This window comes from Streptococcus sp. 27098_8_82 (genome assembly GCF_041431615.1).
GTDB lineage: Bacteria > Bacillota > Bacilli > Lactobacillales > Streptococcaceae > Streptococcus > Streptococcus sanguinis_K.
The window spans coordinates 568,681-587,426 of record NZ_JAPVYB010000001.1; the positions used below are offsets into that span (position 1 = coordinate 568,681).

General features: G+C 41.9%; 14 protein-coding genes, 3 tRNA genes and 1 pseudogene. 17 read left to right on the forward strand and 1 reads right to left on the reverse strand.

Going from position 1 to position 18,746, the window contains the following annotated elements; genetic code table 11:
- Positions 1-19: 19 nt before the first annotated feature.
- From parE to O3627_RS02855, 16 genes and pseudogenes are all read left to right on the forward strand, one after another.
- Positions 20-1,969 (forward strand): DNA topoisomerase IV subunit B, encoded by a 1,950-nt coding sequence (gene parE, locus O3627_RS02780; RefSeq protein WP_125382282.1) that lies wholly within the window; start codon positions 20-22, stop codon positions 1,967-1,969.
- 16 nt (positions 1,970-1,985) lie between these two features.
- The gene (locus O3627_RS02785) at positions 1,986-3,092 is read left to right on the forward strand and encodes a hypothetical protein (RefSeq protein WP_125382280.1); all 1,107 of its coding nucleotides are present in this window, start codon (positions 1,986-1,988) and stop codon (positions 3,090-3,092) included.
- Positions 3,093-3,368: 276 nt separating this feature from the next.
- Positions 3,369-4,115: a DUF6261 family protein gene (locus tag O3627_RS02790; protein WP_125382278.1), complete on the forward strand. Its 747-nt coding sequence runs from the start codon at positions 3,369-3,371 to the stop codon at positions 4,113-4,115.
- Positions 4,116-4,141: 26 nt separating this feature from the next.
- On the forward strand, positions 4,142-4,516 hold the full coding sequence (locus O3627_RS02795; RefSeq protein ID WP_125331022.1) for a GNAT family N-acetyltransferase: 375 nt from the start codon (positions 4,142-4,144) through the stop codon (positions 4,514-4,516).
- 13 nt (positions 4,517-4,529) lie between these two features.
- Entirely contained in the window at positions 4,530-5,135 is a 606-nt protein-coding gene (gene fic / locus O3627_RS02800; RefSeq protein ID WP_125382277.1) for a protein adenylyltransferase Fic, read from the forward strand.
- 29 nt (positions 5,136-5,164) lie between these two features.
- Positions 5,165-5,701, forward strand: a complete 537-nt coding sequence (locus O3627_RS02805) for a GNAT family N-acetyltransferase (RefSeq protein ID WP_125382275.1) — start codon at positions 5,165-5,167, stop codon at positions 5,699-5,701.
- A 16-nt stretch (positions 5,702-5,717) separates the two neighbouring features.
- Positions 5,718-6,530 (forward strand): aminoglycoside 6-adenylyltransferase, encoded by an 813-nt coding sequence (locus O3627_RS02810; protein WP_125382273.1) that lies wholly within the window; start codon positions 5,718-5,720, stop codon positions 6,528-6,530.
- Between the two features lie 58 nt (positions 6,531-6,588).
- Positions 6,589-8,592 carry an AAA family ATPase gene (locus O3627_RS02815; protein ID WP_125382272.1) on the forward strand — a complete coding sequence of 668 codons (2,004 nt, stop codon included), beginning with the start codon at positions 6,589-6,591 and terminating at the stop codon, positions 8,590-8,592.
- Between the two features lie 267 nt (positions 8,593-8,859).
- Positions 8,860-11,310: a DNA topoisomerase IV subunit A gene (gene parC, locus O3627_RS02820; RefSeq protein ID WP_343091754.1), complete on the forward strand. Its 2,451-nt coding sequence runs from the start codon at positions 8,860-8,862 to the stop codon at positions 11,308-11,310.
- A gap of 168 nt (positions 11,311-11,478) precedes the next feature.
- Positions 11,479-12,504, forward strand: a pseudogene (locus O3627_RS02825) (branched-chain amino acid aminotransferase); the annotation flags it as partial.
- A 107-nt stretch (positions 12,505-12,611) separates the two neighbouring features.
- Positions 12,612-12,842 carry a DUF2969 domain-containing protein gene (locus O3627_RS02830; protein ID WP_002895433.1) on the forward strand — a complete coding sequence of 77 codons (231 nt, stop codon included), beginning with the start codon at positions 12,612-12,614 and terminating at the stop codon, positions 12,840-12,842.
- A gap of 49 nt (positions 12,843-12,891) precedes the next feature.
- A tRNA-Tyr gene (locus O3627_RS02835) sits at positions 12,892-12,972 on the forward strand.
- 13 nt (positions 12,973-12,985) lie between these two features.
- Positions 12,986-13,057: transfer RNA gene (locus tag O3627_RS02840), tRNA-Gln, on the forward strand.
- 163 nt (positions 13,058-13,220) lie between these two features.
- On the forward strand, positions 13,221-14,423 hold the full coding sequence (gene rpsA, locus O3627_RS02845; RefSeq protein WP_002897515.1) for a 30S ribosomal protein S1: 1,203 nt from the start codon (positions 13,221-13,223) through the stop codon (positions 14,421-14,423).
- A gap of 87 nt (positions 14,424-14,510) precedes the next feature.
- Positions 14,511-14,582 (forward strand) — tRNA-Arg (locus tag O3627_RS02850).
- 57 nt (positions 14,583-14,639) lie between these two features.
- Positions 14,640-15,056, forward strand: a complete 417-nt coding sequence (locus O3627_RS02855; RefSeq protein WP_343091753.1) for an NUDIX hydrolase — start codon at positions 14,640-14,642, stop codon at positions 15,054-15,056.
- A 46-nt stretch (positions 15,057-15,102) separates the two neighbouring features.
- On the opposite strand, the gene O3627_RS02860 is transcribed toward O3627_RS02855, so the two are convergent.
- Positions 15,103-16,089, reverse strand: a complete 987-nt coding sequence (locus O3627_RS02860; RefSeq protein ID WP_002895436.1) for an L-lactate dehydrogenase — start codon at positions 16,087-16,089, stop codon at positions 15,103-15,105.
- A 194-nt stretch (positions 16,090-16,283) separates the two neighbouring features.
- On the opposite strand from O3627_RS02860, the gene gyrA reads away from it, so the two are divergent.
- Positions 16,284-18,743 carry a DNA gyrase subunit A gene (gene gyrA / locus O3627_RS02865; RefSeq protein WP_032911143.1) on the forward strand — a complete coding sequence of 820 codons (2,460 nt, stop codon included), beginning with the start codon at positions 16,284-16,286 and terminating at the stop codon, positions 18,741-18,743.
- The last annotated feature ends 3 nt before the right edge of the window (positions 18,744-18,746 follow it).

The window sequence follows — 18,746 nt, forward strand, 5'->3', positions numbered from 1 at the left end:
GAATCATTAGGAGGTTCTTGTGGCAAAAAAGGAAATTAATATTAACAATTATAATGACGATGCCATTCAGGTATTAGAAGGGTTGGATGCGGTCCGCAAACGTCCAGGGATGTATATCGGATCAACTGATGGAGCGGGACTTCACCATCTGGTTTGGGAGATTGTGGACAATGCTGTTGATGAGGCCCTGTCAGGCTTTGGTGACCGAATTGATGTGACGATAAACAAAGACGGCAGTCTGACTGTCGCAGACCACGGACGCGGGATGCCAGTCGGCAAGCACGCTATGGGCATTCCCACGGTTGAGGTCATCTTCACCGTTCTCCACGCCGGCGGTAAGTTCGGCCAAGGTGGCTATAAGACCTCGGGCGGTCTCCATGGTGTAGGTTCCTCTGTTGTCAATGCCCTGTCCAGCTGGCTGGAAGTGGAAATCACGCGGGATGGGACTGTTTACAAGCAGCGCTTTGAAAATGGCGGAAAACCAGTTACTACGCTCAAGAAAATCGGCACTGCACCTAAGTCTAAGTCTGGAACCAAAGTGACCTTCATGCCGGACGATACGATTTTTTCAACGACAGACTTCAAGTACAACACTATTGCTGAGCGGCTTAAGGAATCAGCCTTCCTGCTCAAGAATGTCCGCCTGTCGCTGACCGATGCGCGGACTGGCGAAGAAGTAGAGTTCCATTATGAGAACGGAGTTGAAGACTTTGTCAGCTATCTCAATGAAGACAAGGAAACCCTGACTCCTGTCCTCTATTTCGAGGGTGAGGAGAGCGGCTTCCAAGTTCAGGTTGCCCTCCAGTACAACGACGGTTACGCCGATAATATCCTGTCCTTTGTCAATAATGTCCGCACCAAAGACGGTGGTACCCATGAGACGGGTCTCAAGACCGCTATTACCAAGGCTATGAACGACTATGCCAGAAAGACGGGTCTGCTCAAGGAAAAGGACAAGAATCTGGAAGGTTCGGACTACCGCGAGGGTCTGGCTGCTGTCCTGTCCATCCTGGTCCCTGAAGCGCACCTGCAGTTTGAAGGCCAGACAAAGGATAAGCTGGGCAGTCCTTTGGCTCGTCCTGCCGTGGACTCCATCGTCTCTGACAAGCTGACCTTCTTCCTCTTGGAAAATGGTGAGCTGGCATCTAACCTTATCCGCAAGGCCATCAAGGCCAGAGATGCTAGGGAAGCAGCCCGTAAGGCGCGTGACGAAAGTCGGAATGGCAAGAAGAATAAGAAAGACAAGGGCTTGCTGTCTGGTAAGCTGACTCCGGCCCAGTCCAAGAATCCAGCCAAGAACGAACTCTATCTGGTCGAGGGAGATTCTGCCGGCGGCTCTGCCAAGCAAGGCCGTGACCGTAAGTTCCAAGCCATCCTTCCTCTGCGCGGTAAGGTCCTAAATACTGAGAAAGCCAAAATGGCAGATATTCTCAAAAATGAAGAAATCAATACCATGATTTACACGATTGGAGCGGGTGTTGGGACAGACTTTACCCTTGAGGATGCCAACTATGACAAGATCATCATTATGACCGATGCGGACACCGACGGTGCCCATATCCAGACCTTGCTGCTGACCTTTTTCTATCGCTATATGCGCCCGTTGGTCGAGGCTGGCCGCGTCTATATCGCCCTACCGCCTCTCTACAAGATGTCTAAAGGTAAAGGCAAAAAGGAAGTTGTCGAATATGCTTGGACTGATGGTGAGCTTGAGGAACTTCGCCAAAAATTTGGTCGAGGTGCTCTTCTCCAACGTTACAAAGGACTTGGTGAAATGAATGCTGACCAGCTTTGGGAAACAACCATGGATCCAGAGACCAGAACGCTTATCCGAGTGACTATTGACGATTTAGCGCGTGCTGAACGTCGTGTCTCAGTCCTTATGGGAGATAAACCAGCACCACGCCGTAAGTGGATTGAGGATAATGTCAAGTTTACGCTTGAGGAGAGTGGGGAGATGGTGTTTTAGGGGGATATAGCAAAGTATGTTTATAGCAATACAAAATGTTCAGCAAAATAATTTACCAATATCACAAGAGTGGTGGTGGGTAGTATTAGCTCTGATAATGACTACGATTTTGGGACCATTTATAGTGCATAGTTTAAAAAATGGATTTGACAATGCAAAAAAGATATATATAGTTGGAAATAGTATTTTAAACATAAATAACAGAAATGGACTTCCTGAACCAGCAACTTCTGGACAGCAATTATATTCAAATTTTATATTAAACACTCTAACTGTAGAAAATAAAAGAAGTACTACTCAATCAGTAACAGAAATTGAATTATATAATATCAGGAAAAACAATAATGATTTTCAAGATATTCAATACGATGGTGGTTTTTACGAAAGAAATCAGAAATTTGTGTTGCTAGCATATAACAATGGAACTAAAGAGTCAATGGTAGACCAGTATATTGTTAAGTTTACTAGGCTTGAGAAAGATACTTTTAAGGAAATTTATGAAACAAAGAAAGTTCTACAAAATCCTCTGATTTTAAAGTCTGGAGATATTAAGAGTTTAATTATATTTCCATTCGATGAATTTGTTTCTGAGTTTGAACAAAATAGCAAATTACAATTTCTAGAAGTTTCAATTTTTGATAATACTGGAAAAGAAATACCTGATCTAATGTTAACTGTAGTTTACGATAGAAATGAAAAGAGATTTCACAATAGCCCGCGAGGTTTTGCTGGTCTTGGAATGGGCGAAGTTCCATTGATTAATTTGCTGGAAGACACCAAACAAAAATCTGTTACTTGCTTCCAACGATTAACTCATGGTTCTAATGATGTTAAGTTTACCGTTTTAGTTGATAGAAGTTGTGAATTGAAATATAATGTAGCTGTTAAATGTGGTAAGAAAAGAATAGAAGATAAACAAGAATATTCTATAGATATTCGAGTTCCCGTGTATAAACAGGAAAGGGGGACTTTTTATGGTGATTTTTATTTATTCTTATTTAAATTGAATCATGCTTTAAATGATGATATTGATTATAATAAAGATCTAATCAATACTTTTAATAGTGAGTTAATTTATGATAAATATTATGCTGCTAGAACCTTTGCTAATGCAAAAATATAGTAAGCACTTTGATGAATGTGCCATAACATACAACAAACACCTCACCAAATTTTCTGTCAAGCTCACTGGAGTTAAAGTGAGACCGTCAGATTTTCTGATAAGGCATTTTTTGGCAAATTCTGTTTGGCAGAAAATCTGGCGAGTATTTTTTGAGTAAAAGACGAACGTTTGTTTTTCTGGCGAGCAGTTTTAAAGCAAAAAACCTTTTCTGAAAATCAGAAAAGGTAAAAAGGGAATTAAAGTTAAAATAAATAAAAAATTTAGGAGATTATAAAAATGAAAAAATTTTATGGAATTACTAGTGTAGATGTTCAGACTTTAGAAAACAACGAATTTTTCCAGCTCATGTCCGAGAGTTGGAGCGAGGTTGCGGCATTTATCAAGGAAAATAAGGTGGATGGCATTTACACGACCAAGCTGGATGAGATGGACAAACTTCTGGAACAGCTGCAGGGCGGGCTTCATCAGACCAAGTCCAGCAAGCTGGTGGCTAGTTTGGATCAGGCTGACCGCGAGCGCGATGATGCTTTGGGCACACTCCAGTCTTTGGTTCGGGCCTTTGCACGGGTCAAGGATGCAGCGACCAAGGAAGCTTACGAGACCCTGTCTCAGCTCCTGAAAAACTACACTGGTCTAGCCGCAACTAGCTTGGAAAAGGAGACCGAGGGTATTAACCACCTACTCCAAGAGCTGAAAAAGCCGGCCTATCAGACAGCACTGGCTAAGCTTCATCTGGAAGCCCATGTCGACAGTCTTGCTGCCGCTCAGAAGGCCTTTGAAAAGGTCTACAAGGAGCGCCTGACTGAGCTTAAGGGTAAGACACCGAGCCAGAATAAGAACGTCCGCCTCAAGCTGCAAGAAATCTATGATTTTCTAGTGGATTTCACTGCAATCATTGCCTACGCTTATCCTGAAAGAACTCACGTGGTCAATCTCCGCGACCACCTCAACACTATCCGCAGCCGCTACAAAAAACGCAAACTAGCTAAGAAGGTGAAAGAAGAAGTGGGGAGCGTTAATTAAGTCTAACAGATTTGGAGGAATAGAAGATGATTATCAGACCTGCAAGCAGAAAAGATTGTCAAGCTATTTATAGCCTTTATCAAAGTGAAAAATGGCTTTCTTTTACAGAGGAAAAAGTGACATCTCTATTTTCAACAAATCTGTCTCATTACTTGGTGCTTGAAGAGGACCAGAAAATCCTTGGCTTTGCCCGTTATCTGACGGATGAAGTACTAACGACCTTTTTAGCTGAAATGATCATTGATAAGTCCTACCGCAGAAAAGGACTGGGACAGCAGCTGATTGAGGAGATCCGCAAAAAATATCCTTTGACACGGATTGATTTAATATCTGAAGCAGATGGATTTTATCGGGCAATAGGTTTTAAGCCTGTTGGTACAGGATTTAGAAAATCTGAATGAAAGGAGACAGCCAATGACGCTTGACAATAAACTGGGTCTGACAGATTCGCTTGAACTAGCAAAGATGGAAGAAAAAATCAGCAAGACCCGAGCTAAAGAGCTTTTTGAAGAGCAGCTTCTGGACGATAAAGCAGCTGGCACCTATGCCACTTTGGCCTTTATTCACGGGTTCTTGTTTGAAGAAATTTATGACTTCGCTGGCCAGATTCGGACAGTCAATCTCTCCAAAGGGAATTTTCGCTTTGCTCCTGTCATGTATCTGTCAGCTTCCTTGGAAAATGTTGATCGCATGCCTCAGCAGACCTTTGATCAGATTGTCGAAAAGTATGTGGAGCTCAATATTGCCCACCCTTTCCGTGAGGGAAATGGCAGAAGCATGAGGCTTTGGCTGGACCACCTACTCAAGGCTGAGCTGGGGCAAGTCGTGGACTGGTCTCAAGTGGACAAGGAAGATTACCTCCTAGCTATGGAGCGCAGCCCTATTCGAGACACAGAAATCAAGCACGTCCTTAAGCAAGCCCTCACTAATGATGTTGATAACCGTGACCTCTACATGAAAGGTGTAGACCATAGTTACTATTATGAAGGCTATAGCCTATATAAAGCTGAGGAGTTGTGAGATAAGAAAGATTGCAGAGGAGTGATTAGATGAGAATTCTTGAAACTGACCGTCTCATTTTACGGGACTTGCAGGAATCTGATTTGCAAGCTTTGATTGCTCTGAATCAGGATCCAGAGGTCATGCAGTATTTCCCAAAGCCATATAGTCAAGCAGAGTCCTTGCGTCTTTATCAGGGCATTCAAGATGAAGTTAAGGCTTGTGGCTACAGTCTTTGGGCTGTTGAAGAAAAGTCCAGTCAGGAGTTTATCGGCTTGGTAGGTCTGCACCATTCGGATTTACAGATTTTCGCTGGAAAAGAAGCTGTAGAAATCGGCTGGCGTCTGCGAAAAGAGTTTTGGAATCGTGGTTATACGACAGAGGCTGCCCAAGCCTGTCTAGACTTTGCTTTTCAGCAAGCTGGCTTATCAGAAGTTTACTCTTTTACATCCTTACTCAATCTCCCTTCGCAAAAAGTCATGCAAAAGCTAGGCATGGAATTTGTCAAAGAATTTGATAATGAAAAAGTTCCAGCTGACAGTCCGCTTTATAGACATGTCCTCTATAAAATCAAAAGTCTTCACTAATAAGGTAGGTATTCCTATGAGAACTGAAACCGAGATGTTTGATGTGATTTTGCAAACCGCAAAAGCGCTACAGGTCGAGGCTGTTGCTATGTCCGGCTCGCGGACAAACCCAAAGGCTCCCAAGGACGAGTTCCAAGACTATGATGTGGTCTACATTGTAGAGGATTTGGATGGTCTGGTGGCTGACCTTGCTTGGTTGGACCAGTTTGGCAAGCGCATAATTGAGCAGCATGTCCTAGTAGACCATCGCCGCCTCTATCTCATGCTCTTTGAAGATGGCAATCGGATAGATTTGACCCTTTGTCCTAAGGTGCACATCAAAGAGTGGGTGGATAGCGAAGCAGATTTCACGGTGCTGGATGACCCGCAGGGATTGTTTGCTCCTTATGCACCGACACCCAAGCGCTATTGGACGGTAGCAGCCAGTGCGACTGACTTTGACAAATCCTGCAATGAATTCTGGTGGGTATCAGCTTATGTAGTCAAGGGCATTCATCGAAATCACCTTGTCTATGCGACGGATCATCTGTATGGAATCTGCCAGCAAGAATTGCTCAAGCTTTTAGCTTGGCAAGTGGCAGCAGATAAGGGAACGGTCGATGTTGGCAAGAACTACAAGTACCTCTTTCAGTATTTGCCTGCTGAGAAAGAGAAAGAATTTACAGCCTTGCTTGACTTTTCCGACCAGAAAAAAATCACCAAATCTCTCTTAGCTACCATGCGCTTTTTCCACAAAGAAGCACAAGCTTTCTCTCTCAAAACCGGCTTCCACTATGACAACGAAACAGCAGAGAAGATGATGGAGTATGCTGAGGATAAATTAAGATAGAACTATGAGAAGGGATTAGTATCTTTTTATTATAAATTTATAGATTGGAATTGTAGCTATGGAATATAAAAAAATAATCATTAAAAAAAATTTTTTGCCTAGTAAAAAAATAGAGATAGAGTTTGAAGAATTCGAAAAGAGTAGCAAAAAGTATTTCAAACCCCAACTTATTTTTGCTAGAAATGGCATGGGGAAAACAACAATTTCAAATGAAATTGATGAAAAAGGGGATGTTGAGGAAGTTGAATCAATCTTTCAAGATTCTAACAATCAATCATATCAAATAACTAATGACGATATTGTATGTACTATAAGAATTGATTCTGAGGACAGATTTACAAGTATTGGAGATGACGCAATTTTTATCTCTGACGATTATATTGCTGAGAATGTAAATATTATAGATAGGGAAATAAATAGGTTAGAGGACGGTCTCAAAACAAGTGTAGAATTTCTTTTACGGCGTGGAGGTTCCAGAAAATCACCTGATAATATGCTTGTAAGAGAGTTGCCACAGTTCTTTGGTTTGAATATTGGGAGTTTTAATAAAGGAAAAAACAAGCTAAATCTGTATGATTCACCAATAGAAATATTGAGAAAGATATCGAAATTTTTAAAATCTTTCACTACAGAAGAGAGTGATGAAAAATTGGCTGTTCATAATAAGCTGGAGAATGGTATTAAAAATATAATAATATCAGAAAAATTCAAGTTACAATCTGATTTTATCGATGAAGTATCTAACAATTTTCAGCTTTCCGAAGAATTGCAGAATTCTCTTAATGATAAATTAACGAACAGCGAAAACTCTAATACCTTAGATGGTTTTATAACACAATTTGAGGATATCTTGTTATTTTTAGAGAACCTAAAAAAGGAGCTTCTTGAACAAATAACTGAAGACTATTCTAAACGTTTAAATCAAGAATTTTCTAAAATATTTTTTGACACTAAACGTTTGCAGATTGATAAAAAGGGGAAAATCTTCTCTCGGGATGATGTATATGGACCTGTTCCTTTTACAAAGTTATCAACTGCAGAAAAAAATATAATTAACTTGGTGTTTTCATTCTTAGAATTAGAAAATCTAATAAAGTATAGAGACCTAGAATCATTATTAGTTGTTATAGATGATCCTATTTCTAGCATAGACTATTCAAATAAGGTTGGGCTATATACTTTTTTCAGAAATAAAATCGAATCTCTCTCTAGTATGTATAGTGAAACTAAATTTATTATCTGCACACATGATGAGGAAATCTATTATCATTTTTATAAGATATTTGATGATTTGAAATGTTATTCTCAAAAAAATCCAAAAAATCCAAAAAATATCTCATGCCTTGAACTTACCTATGAGGGTCTTGTTAAAAGAAAGTCAGAATATAACTTCTATAAGCAGCAAATTAATAGTATTTATAAATATGCTCTTGGTTTAGTGCCTGAGATCAGCCTATACATTGGGAACACTATGAGACGAGTTTTGGAGGCATATTCAACTTTCAATTATAATCTAGGCCCCAGTGAAATATCTACTAATCAAGGATTGCTTTCAAAAATTCAAGATGAAACTGAAAGAGAGTTCTTCAAAGCTTACATGTATCGTTTAATTCTAAATTCAGATAGCCACGCAAGTGATAGAGTCAGACGATCATCATCTAATTTTAGTGAAATGTTTTCTGATGAAGAAAAGATAAGAACTGCTCAATTATTATTAGGATTTCTATATAGATTGGACCCTGTCCATATAGAAAGAATGATTGATTTTAAACAACTTAAAGATGAAAATGAAAATAAAATCGATAAGTGTAGTGATTATAAAAAGAAGTGTGAAAAAAAACTAAATACACAAAAGAATAACATTGAAGGTATAAAAAATAGCAAACAATATACAGATGATGAAAAATTACAAAAAATTCTGGAACGAACTGATGAGTACAATAAGAACCAACACAAAATAGAATACTTGTCGGAGTGTATAGAAGCATGTAAAACAAGAAAAGAAATGTTGAAAGATGGAGTTGGTTCAAGTATTGAATTCTGGTTAAATTCAATAAAATAGCAAATAAAATCATTAAGCACCTATTTTTTCTAAAGAAAGGAGTTGAATACGCCCTAAATACTGTGTGAAAATTCCTTATTACTCACTGAAGAAACAAATTTATAACACATTAAACTACAGAAAGGATAGTTTGGTTACTTGTAGTAACTGAACACGGGACTAAGACTTAGGAAAAAAGATAAATCGCTTGGGGTTCATCGAACCCTGCATTGATTTCCTATTTTTCTACAGAAATTTTCGGCAAGCCGAAACGTCCCTTTGTATCTTATGTCCAACATTCAAAACATGTCCCTTGAGGACATCATGGGAGAGCGCTTTGGTCGCTACTCCAAATACATCATTCAAGAGCGGGCCTTGCCGGACATTCGCGATGGCTTGAAGCCTGTTCAGCGCCGTATTCTTTATTCAATGAATAAGGACGGCAACACCTTTGACAAGGGCTACCGCAAGTCTGCCAAGTCTGTCGGGAACATCATGGGGAATTTCCACCCTCACGGTGACAGCTCCATTTACGATGCCATGGTCCGCATGTCTCAGGATTGGAAAAACCGTGAGATTCTCGTTGAGATGCACGGTAACAACGGTTCTATGGATGGTGATCCACCGGCAGCTATGCGTTATACCGAGGCGCGCCTGTCTGAGATGGCTGGTTATCTTTTACAGGATATCGAAAAAGATACCGTTCCTTTTGCTTGGAACTTTGACGATACCGAGAAGGAGCCGACTGTTCTGCCAGCAGCCTTTCCTAACCTCTTGGTCAATGGAGCAACTGGGATTTCCGCTGGTTATGCGACTGATATTCCACCTCATAATCTAGCTGAAGTCATTGACGCGGTCATCTATATGATTGACCACCCGTCTGCCAAGGTGGACAAACTCATGGAGTTTCTGCCTGGTCCAGACTTTCCAACAGGAGCTATTGTCCAAGGTCGAGATGAGCTCAAGAAAGCTTACGAGACTGGTAAAGGTCGAGTTGTAGTGCGCTCCAGAACTGAGATTGAAAAGCTAAAGGGCGGAAAAGAGCAAATCGTCATCACTGAGATTCCTTACGAGATTAATAAAGCAGTCTTGGTGAAAAAGATTGACGATGTGCGGGTCAATAACAAGGTGGCCGGCATTGCTGAGGTGCGGGACGAATCCGACCGGGACGGTCTTCGCATTGCCATCGAGCTTAAGAAAGATGCTAATACCGAGCTGATTCTCAACTACCTCTTTAAGTACACTGATCTGCAAGTCAATTACAATTTCAACATGGTGGCAATCGACAACTTCACGCCTCGTTTGGTGGGGATTGTACCAATCTTGACCAGTTATATTGCCCACCGCAAGGAGATCATTCTAGCTCGCAGCCGTTTTGACAAGGCCAAGGCTGAGAAACGGCTTCATATCGTGGAAGGACTGATTCGGGTGCTTTCCATCTTAGACGAGGTGATTGCTCTGATTCGTGCTTCAGAAAACAAAGCAGACGCCAAGGAAAATCTTAAGGTCAGCTATGATTTCACTGAGGAGCAGGCTGAGGCTATCGTCACTCTCCAACTCTACCGTTTGACCAATACAGACGTAGTGGTTCTGGAAGAGGAAGAAGCAGAGCTGCGCGAGAAGATTGCCATGCTGGCAGCCATTATCGGTGATGAGCGCACCATGTATAATCTTATGAAACGTGAGCTCCGCGACGTCAAGAAGAAGTTCGGTAATCCGCGTCTCAGTGAGCTGCAGGATACGGCAAATGCTATTGAGATTGATACAGCTAGTCTGATTGTTGAGGAAGAGACCTATGTAAGCGTGACTCGTTCTGGTTATATCAAGCGGACCAGTCCGCGTTCCTTCTCAGCTTCGACCGTAGAAGAGATGGGCAAGCGTGACGATGACAGACTGATTTTCGTCAGCCCAGCCAAGACAACTCAGCATTTGCTGATCTTTACGAGTCTTGGAAATGTCATTTACCGGCCTGTTCATGAGCTGTCAGACATCCGCTGGAAAGAAATCGGAGAACACCTAAGTCAGACCATCAGTAATTTTGATACCAAGGAAGAGGTTATCTATACAGAATTGCTGGACAGTTTTGAGGAAGGCGCTTACTTTGCAGCGACCAAGATGGGCCAAATCAAGCGTGTAGAGCGCAAGGAGTTCAGTCCTTGGCGGACCTACAAGTCTAAGTCGCTTAAGTTTGCTAAACTAAAAAATGAAGACGACCAGGTCATTGCTCTGGCGCCGATTAAGCTGGATGATGTTATGCTCGTAACCAAGAACGGCTATGCCCTTCGCTTTAATATCGAGGAAGTTCCTGTCATCGGAGCTAAGGCAGCTGGGGTTAAAGCCATCAATCTCAAGAAAGACGACGTCCTAGCAGCAGCCTTTATCGCCAATACAGACTCACTTTACCTCTTGACTCAGCGTGGTTCGCTCAAGCGTATGGCAATCGCAGATATTCCTGTTACCAGTCGGGCAAATCGCGGTCTTCAAGTTCTGAGAGAGCTTAAGACCAAGCCACATCGTGTCTTTGCAGCTGGACCAGTCTATGGCGAAGCAGTGGACTTTGACCTCTTCACAACAGAAGCAGAAGCCGGCGAGGAGCAGATTTTGCAGGTGCTTTCTAATAAAGGAACGGCCTATGAAATCAATCTGGCCGACCTCAGCTTGTCTGAGAGAACTAGCAACGGCAGCTTCATTTCTGATACTATTTCAGACGAAGAAGTCTTCTCAGCTTACATCAAATAATCATCAAACCAGTTCGCAGGAGCTGGTTTTTTTAAATTTCTATGAGTTTGATAACAGGAAAAAGTCTGGATAACAAAATTTTCTGAAAATTGAAAATAATACTTGAAAATATCTCAAAAAGGTGTAAAATAGGGAGTATCTAAAAATGAAGTTTGGAAGAAGAGGAGAAAGACCATGACTGTAAATCTTGACTGGGAAAATCTAGGATTCTCATATATGAAACTGCCTTATCGCTACATAGCATACTATCGCAACGGCCAGTGGGAAGAAGGAACGTTAACGGAGGACGCTACGCTCCATATCTCTGAGTCGTCTCCCAGCCTTCACTACGGACAGCAAGCTTTTGAAGGTCTGAAGGCTTATCGAACTAAGGATGGCAGTATTCAGCTTTTCCGTCCGGATAAAAATGCGGAGCGTTTACAGCGGACAGCTGATCGCTTGCTCATGCCGCAAGTTCCTACAGAAATGTTTGTGGATGCAGTTAAGCAGGTTGTCCAAGCTAATGAAGAATATGTGCCACCTTATGGAACGGGCGGAACTCTTTATATTCGTCCGCTCTTGATTGGAGTCGGCGATATTATCGGCGTGAAACCAGCCGAAGAATACATTTTCACTATCTTTGTAATGCCGGTTGGCAATTACTTCAAAGGCGGTCTGACTCCGACTAACTTCATTGTGTCAGATGACTATGATCGCGCTGCACCGCACGGAACAGGTGCAGCAAAAGTGGGAGGCAATTATGCTGCTAGCTTATTACCAGGAAAGATTGCTAAGGATAAGCATTTTTCAGATGTGATTTATCTGGATCCGGCAACCCATACCAAGATTGAAGAAGTGGGTTCTGCCAATTTCTTTGGTATCACCAAGGATAATGAGTTTGTAACACCGCTCAGTCCGTCTATCTTGCCATCCATCACCAAGTATTCTTTGCTTTATCTGGCAGAGCATAGACTAGGGCTCAAACCGATTGAAGGGGACGTTCCTCTGGCAGACTTGGGTAAATTTACTGAAGCTGGCGCTTGTGGAACAGCTGCAGTCATCTCTCCTATCGGTGGTATCCAGCATGGAGATGATTTCCATGTCTTTTATAGCGAGACTGAAGTTGGTCCAGTTACTCGCAAGCTATATGACGAATTGACTGGTATCCAATTCGGCGATGTTGAAGCACCAGAAGGTTGGATTGTTAAAGTATAATCTAAAAACTGTCCTTGATTGGGCAGTTTTTTTCTGCAATTCTAGCCTAAGATAGCTTGCGAAGTCAGCCTTTTTCGTGTACAATAGAAATTTGAAAGAGGTAAGTTATGAGTAAAAAAGATAAAAAAATTGAAATTCAAATCACAGACAGCAAAGTGAAGGTCGGAGCAGACCAATTTGACGGTTATAGTCTTGCTATTGGCAAGAAGGTTATCGGGGAGATTGCCGAACTAGATGGCCAGTTTGCAATTATCAAAAATGGAAATGCTGAAAGTTTTTATAAAAAACTTGAAAGAGCTGTGGAAACTTTGATTGAAACCTATAATTTAAGCAAATAGGGCTTGCATTTTCATTGTATCAATGTTATAATAGATAGCGTTGATTGTCGGAGAGATAGCGAAGAGGCTAAACGCGGCGGACTGTAAATCCGCTCCTTCGGGTTCGGGGGTTCGAATCCCTCTCTCTCCATTCTTTATATTAATGGGGTATAGCCAAGCGGTAAGGCAAGGGACTTTGACTCCCTCATGCGTTGGTTCGAATCCAGCTACCCCAGTTCTTAGGTAATAGATCTGATAAAATAATAAAATATCTTTAGGTGTTTTATTTCTTTATAGGATGGAAATCGTTAACGATAGATCAATGTCATTTGCGGGTGCTTAGGAAAATAAATAAGTAGTATGTCAAGCGAAAGCTTGATTGTTGGAGGATTTTTTTAGATGAATGAATTTGAAGATTTGCTAAACAGTGTTAGCCAAGTTGAGCCAGGTGACGTCGTTACTGCTGAAGTATTGACTGTTGACGCTAACCAAGCTAATGTTGCAATCGCTGGAACTGGTGTTGAAGGTGTATTGACTCTTCGTGAGTTGACAAATGACCGCGACGCTGATATCAACGACCTTGTAAAACCAGGTGAAACACTTGAATTGCTTGTTCTTCGTCAAGTAGTAGGTAAAGATACAGACACCGTAACTTACCTGGTATCTAAAAAACGTTTGGAAGCTCGCAAAGCTTGGGACAAATTGGTTGGTCGTGAAGAAGAAGTTGTCACTGTTAAGGGCACTCGTGCTGTTAAAGGTGGACTTTCAGTTGAGTTTGAAGGACTTCGTGGATTTATCCCTGCTTCAATGCTTGATACTCGTTTCGTTCGTAACACTGAGCGTTTTGTAGGTCAAGAGTTTGATGCTAAGATCAAAGAAGTAGATCCAAAAGAAAATCGCTTCATCCTTTCACGTCGTGAAGTTGTAGAAGCTGAAGCTGCAGCAGCACGTGCTGAAGTCTTTGGTAAATTGAATGTTGGTGATATTGTAACTGGTAAAGTTGCTCGCATCACTAGCTTCGGTGCTTTCATTGATCTTGGCGGAGTTGATGGATTGGTTCACTTGACTGAATTGTCACATGAACGCAACGTATCACCTAAGTCTGTTGTATCAGTTGGTGATGAAATTGAAGTGAAAGTTCTTGACTTGAACGAAGAAGAAGGACGCGTATCCCTCTCTCTTAAAGCAACAACACCTGGACCATGGGATGGCGTTGAGCAAAAACTTGCTGCAGGTGATGTGATCGAAGGAACTGTAAAACGTTTGACTGATTTTGGTGCTTTCGTTGAAGTATTGCCAGGTATTGATGGACTGGTTCACATCTCACAAATTTCACACAAACGTGTTGAAAGCCCTAAAGATGCCCTTAAAGTTGGTCAAGAAGTAACTGTTAAGGTTCTTGAAGTGAATGCTGCTGATGAGCGTGTATCACTTTCTATCAAGGCTCTTGAAGAGCGTCCAGCTCAAGAAGAAGGACAAAAAGATGAGAAACGTCAATCACGTCCTCGTCGTCCAAAACGTCAAGAAAAACGTGACTTTGAACTTCCAGAAACTCAAACTGGATTCTCAATGGCTGATTTGTTTGGCGATATTGAATTGTAATTAGATAAAAGAAGTTGAGTTTCCTCAACTTCTTTTTCTGATTTTCACTTGTATTTTCAGAGAAAATCAGTTATAATGAATTAGTTGCCACCCTTAGTGTAATGGATATCACGTAAGATTCCGGTTCTTGAGATGGGAGTTCGATTCTCTCAGGGTGGATGACTTAAAATTGGACTCTTCGGAGTCTTTTTTTTCTTTCTTGGAGGAACACATGCAATGACAGTAAAATTAATCGCCCATACCTTAATTGAGAAAGACGGGAAGTATTTACTTATCAAGCGCTCTAAAATAAAGCGTGGCCTCCCTAATGTCTATCCATCTTATTGGGATATTCCCGGTGGTAGTGTAGAAGAGAATGAACTGCCTAGAGAGGCGGCTCTACGTGAGGCTATGGAGGTGGTTAATCAAAAGATTCGGATTGATAGGATTACCCACGAAGATAGTCAGTTTGGTTCTGAAAAAGATACTGTTTTCACACGCTTGGTTTATACGGGTAGGATTACGGAGCAGCGTGATATTATATTAGATCCAGAAGAGCATTCAGACTTTGTCTGGGTTACTTCTTTGAAAGACCTAGAGGGAAATCTCATCGTACCTTATTTGACTGATATTTTTGCTGACAAATCTATATAAAACAACTAAAAAACATCCCCTTTTATCAGGAGATGTTTTTTTATAATTAGTTTTTAGATGCTTCTTGGAATTCAGGATTCTTCCATGCTTCATCAATAATTGCTTGCAATTCTTTAGCAGAAGCTTGCATTTTTTGAGTCTCAGCATCGTTAAGTGGGATGTTTACTGGACGTACAATACCGTGAGCACCAACGATAGCTGGTTGACCAATGAAGACATTTTCAACACCGTATTGTCCTTCTTGGAAGACTGATAATGGCAATACAGCATTTTCATCGTCAAGGATAGCTTTTGTGATACGAGCCAAAGCAACCGCGATTCCGTAGTAAGTTGCTCCTTTTTTGTTGATAATTGAGTATGCTGCGTCACGAACGGAGATGAAAAGATCAACCAAGTCTTGTTCGTTCAAGTCGCGGTTAGCTTGCAACCATTGCTCCAATTTCACACCTGCAACGTTAGCATGTGACCAAACCGCAAACTCAGAGTCACCGTGCTCACCCATGATGTAGGCATGGACAGAACGAGCATCGATACCAATCTTTTCAGCAAGAGCTTGACGGAAGCGAGCTGAATCAAGTGAAGTACCTGAACCAATAACACGCTCTTTAGGGAAACCAGAAAATTTCCAAGTTGAGTAAGTCAAAACGTCAACTGGGTTAGCAGCAACGAGGAAGATACCGTTGAAGCCTGATTCTACGACTTGAGTAACGATAGATTTGTTGATAGCCAAGTTTTTACCAACAAGGTCAAGACGAGTTTCACCTGGTTTTTGAGGTGCACCTGCAGTGATAACAACGAGGTCGGCATCCGCACAGTCTGCATAAGTAGCTGCATAGATTTTTTTAGGTGAAGTGAAAGCGAGGGCGTGGCTAAGGTCTTCAGCATCACCGACAGCCTTTTCAAATAATTGAGGGATTTCAATGATACCAAGTTCTTGAGCAATACCTTGGTTTACAAGAGCAAATGCGTAAGATGAACCTACAGCACCGTCACCGACAAGGATGACTTTTTTATGTTGTTTAGTAGCAGTCATTTCTAAACATCTCCTTATTTTTTTAGGGAAGTTTTCCCGTACACATTCATTCTACCACTTTTGACATATTTTGTCACGGTCAACTTGTATATCTAGCGATGTAAACGTTTTTACAAACGGTTCAAAATACTGAAAAATTAAAGAAAATGTGGTATAATAAAGGGTAGTTTAATATGAAAGAAAGGCATTTTTTAATGCAAGACAGAAACTTAGTAAATGTTAATCTGACTAGTGAAATGAAGACTAGTTTCATTGATTACGCGATGAGCGTTATCGTGGCTCGGGCACTTCCAGATGTTCGTGATGGTCTAAAGCCAGTTCACCGTCGGATTCTCTATGGTATGAATGAGCTGGGCGTGACACCTGAGAAGCCTCACAAGAAATCAGCTCGTATCACAGGGGATGTCATGGGTAAGTATCACCCGCATGGTGACTCTTCTATTTATGAAGCGATGGTGAGGATGGCTCAATGGTGGAGCTATCGCTATATGCTTGTAGATGGCCATGGAAACTTCGGTTCTATGGACGGAGACGGGGCTGCTGCTCAACGTTATACAGAAGCACGTATGAGCAAGATTGCTCTTGAGATGCTTCGTGATATTAATAAAAACACTGTTGATTATATTGACAACTATGATGCCAGCGAGAGAGAGCCTGTAGTTCTTCCTGCTCGCTTCCCTAACTTACTTGTAAATGGTGCGACAGGGATTGCAGTTGGGATGGCGACCAATATCCCACCTCATAATCTTGGTGAGTCTATTGATGCAGTTAAGCTTGTCATGGACAATCCGGATGCAACAACTCGCGATATCATGGAAGTCCTTCCTGGACCAGATTTTCCTACAGGTGCACTTGTTATGGGTAAGTCTGGTATTCACCGGGCTTATGAAACAGGGAAGGGTTCGATTGTTCTTCGCTCTCGCACTGAAATCGAAGAGATGAAAAATGGCCGAGAGCGAATTGTCGTAACCGAGTTTCCATACATGGTTAATAAGACCAAGGTCCATGAGCATATTGTTCGTCTGGTGCAGGAAAAACGTATTGACGGTATCACAGCTGTTCGTGATGAGTCCAACCGTGAAGGGGTCCGTTTTGTCATTGAGGTACGTCGTGATGCCTCTGCTCATGTCATTCTAAATAACCTTTTCAAGCTGACTCAGATGCAGACCAATTTCAGCTTCAATATGCTGGCTATTCAAAATGGTGTGCCGAAGATTCTGTCTCTGCGTGAGATTTTGTTGGCCTACATTGAGCACCAAAAAGAAGTGGTGACTCGACGGACTGTCTTCGATAAAGAAAAGGCAGAAGCTCGAGCTCATATCTTGGCTGGTTTGCTGATTGCATTGGATCATATTGATGAAGTGATTCGCATTATCCGTAATAGCGAGACAGACGCAGAAGCACAGGCTGAATTGATGGCTAAGTTTGAGCTGTCTGAGCGCCAGAGTCAGGCTATCCTCGATATGCGTCTGCGCCGTCTGACTGGTTTGGAACGTGATAAGATCCAGTCAGAATACGATGAGCTGATTGCCTTGATTGCAGACCTGGCTGATATTTTGGCTAAGCCAGAGCGCGTTATCGCTATTATCAAGGAAGAGTTAGATGAGGTCAAGCGTAAATTTGCGGATGACCGCCGTACTGAGCTGATGGTGGGAGAAGTTCTTTCTCTTGAAGATGAAGATTTGATTGAGGAAGCGGATGTTTTGATTACCCTGTCTAATAAAGGTTATATCAAACGTCTGAATCAGGCTGAATTCACTGCTCAGAAACGCGGGGGCCGCGGTGTTCAAGGAACTGGTGTCAAAGATGATGACTTCGTCAAAGAGCTGGTTTCAACAAGCACCCATGATAGACTGCTCTTCTTTACAAATAAAGGTCGAGTTTATCGTCTCAAAGGATATGAAATTCCTGAGTACGGTCGGACAGCCAAGGGCTTGCCAGTAGTCAATCTCTTGAAGCTTGATGAAGGAGAGACTATTCAGACTATCATAAATGTTCAGCAAGACCGAAGTGATGATTCCTATCTCTTCTTTACTACCCGTCATGGGGTGGTCAAACGGACCAGTGTGACAGAATTTGCTAATATTCGTCAGAACGGTCTTAAGGCTTTGAATTTGAAAGATGAAGACGAGTTAATCAATGTCTTTCTGACGGACGGCGCTGCAGATGTTATCATTGGTACTAAGTTTGGTTATTCTGTCCGCTTCAATGAGACAGCTGTCCGGAGCATGAGCCGTATAGCGACTGGTGTTCGCGGAGTTAATCTTCGAGATGGTGACCAGGTCGTTGGAGCTGGTGTGATTGCTGAGGGAGACGAAGTGCTTGTCATCACCGAAAAAGGCTATGGTAAGCGAACTCTTGCTAGTGAGTATCCAACCAAGGGCCGTGGTGGTAAAGGGATTAAAACAGCCAATATCACTGATAAGAATGGACCTCTCGCTGGTCTGATGACTGTTACTGGAGAGGAAGATTTGATGATTATCACTAATACAGGCGTCATCATTCGGACCAGTGTGGCTAATATTTCTCAGACAGGCCGCTCAACTATGGGTGTTAAGGTCATGCGTCTGGACCAAAATGCACAAATTGTCACCTTTACAAGCGTCGAAGCAGACGATAAAGAAGATGTAGCAGAGGAAGAAAACGAATCGTAAAAG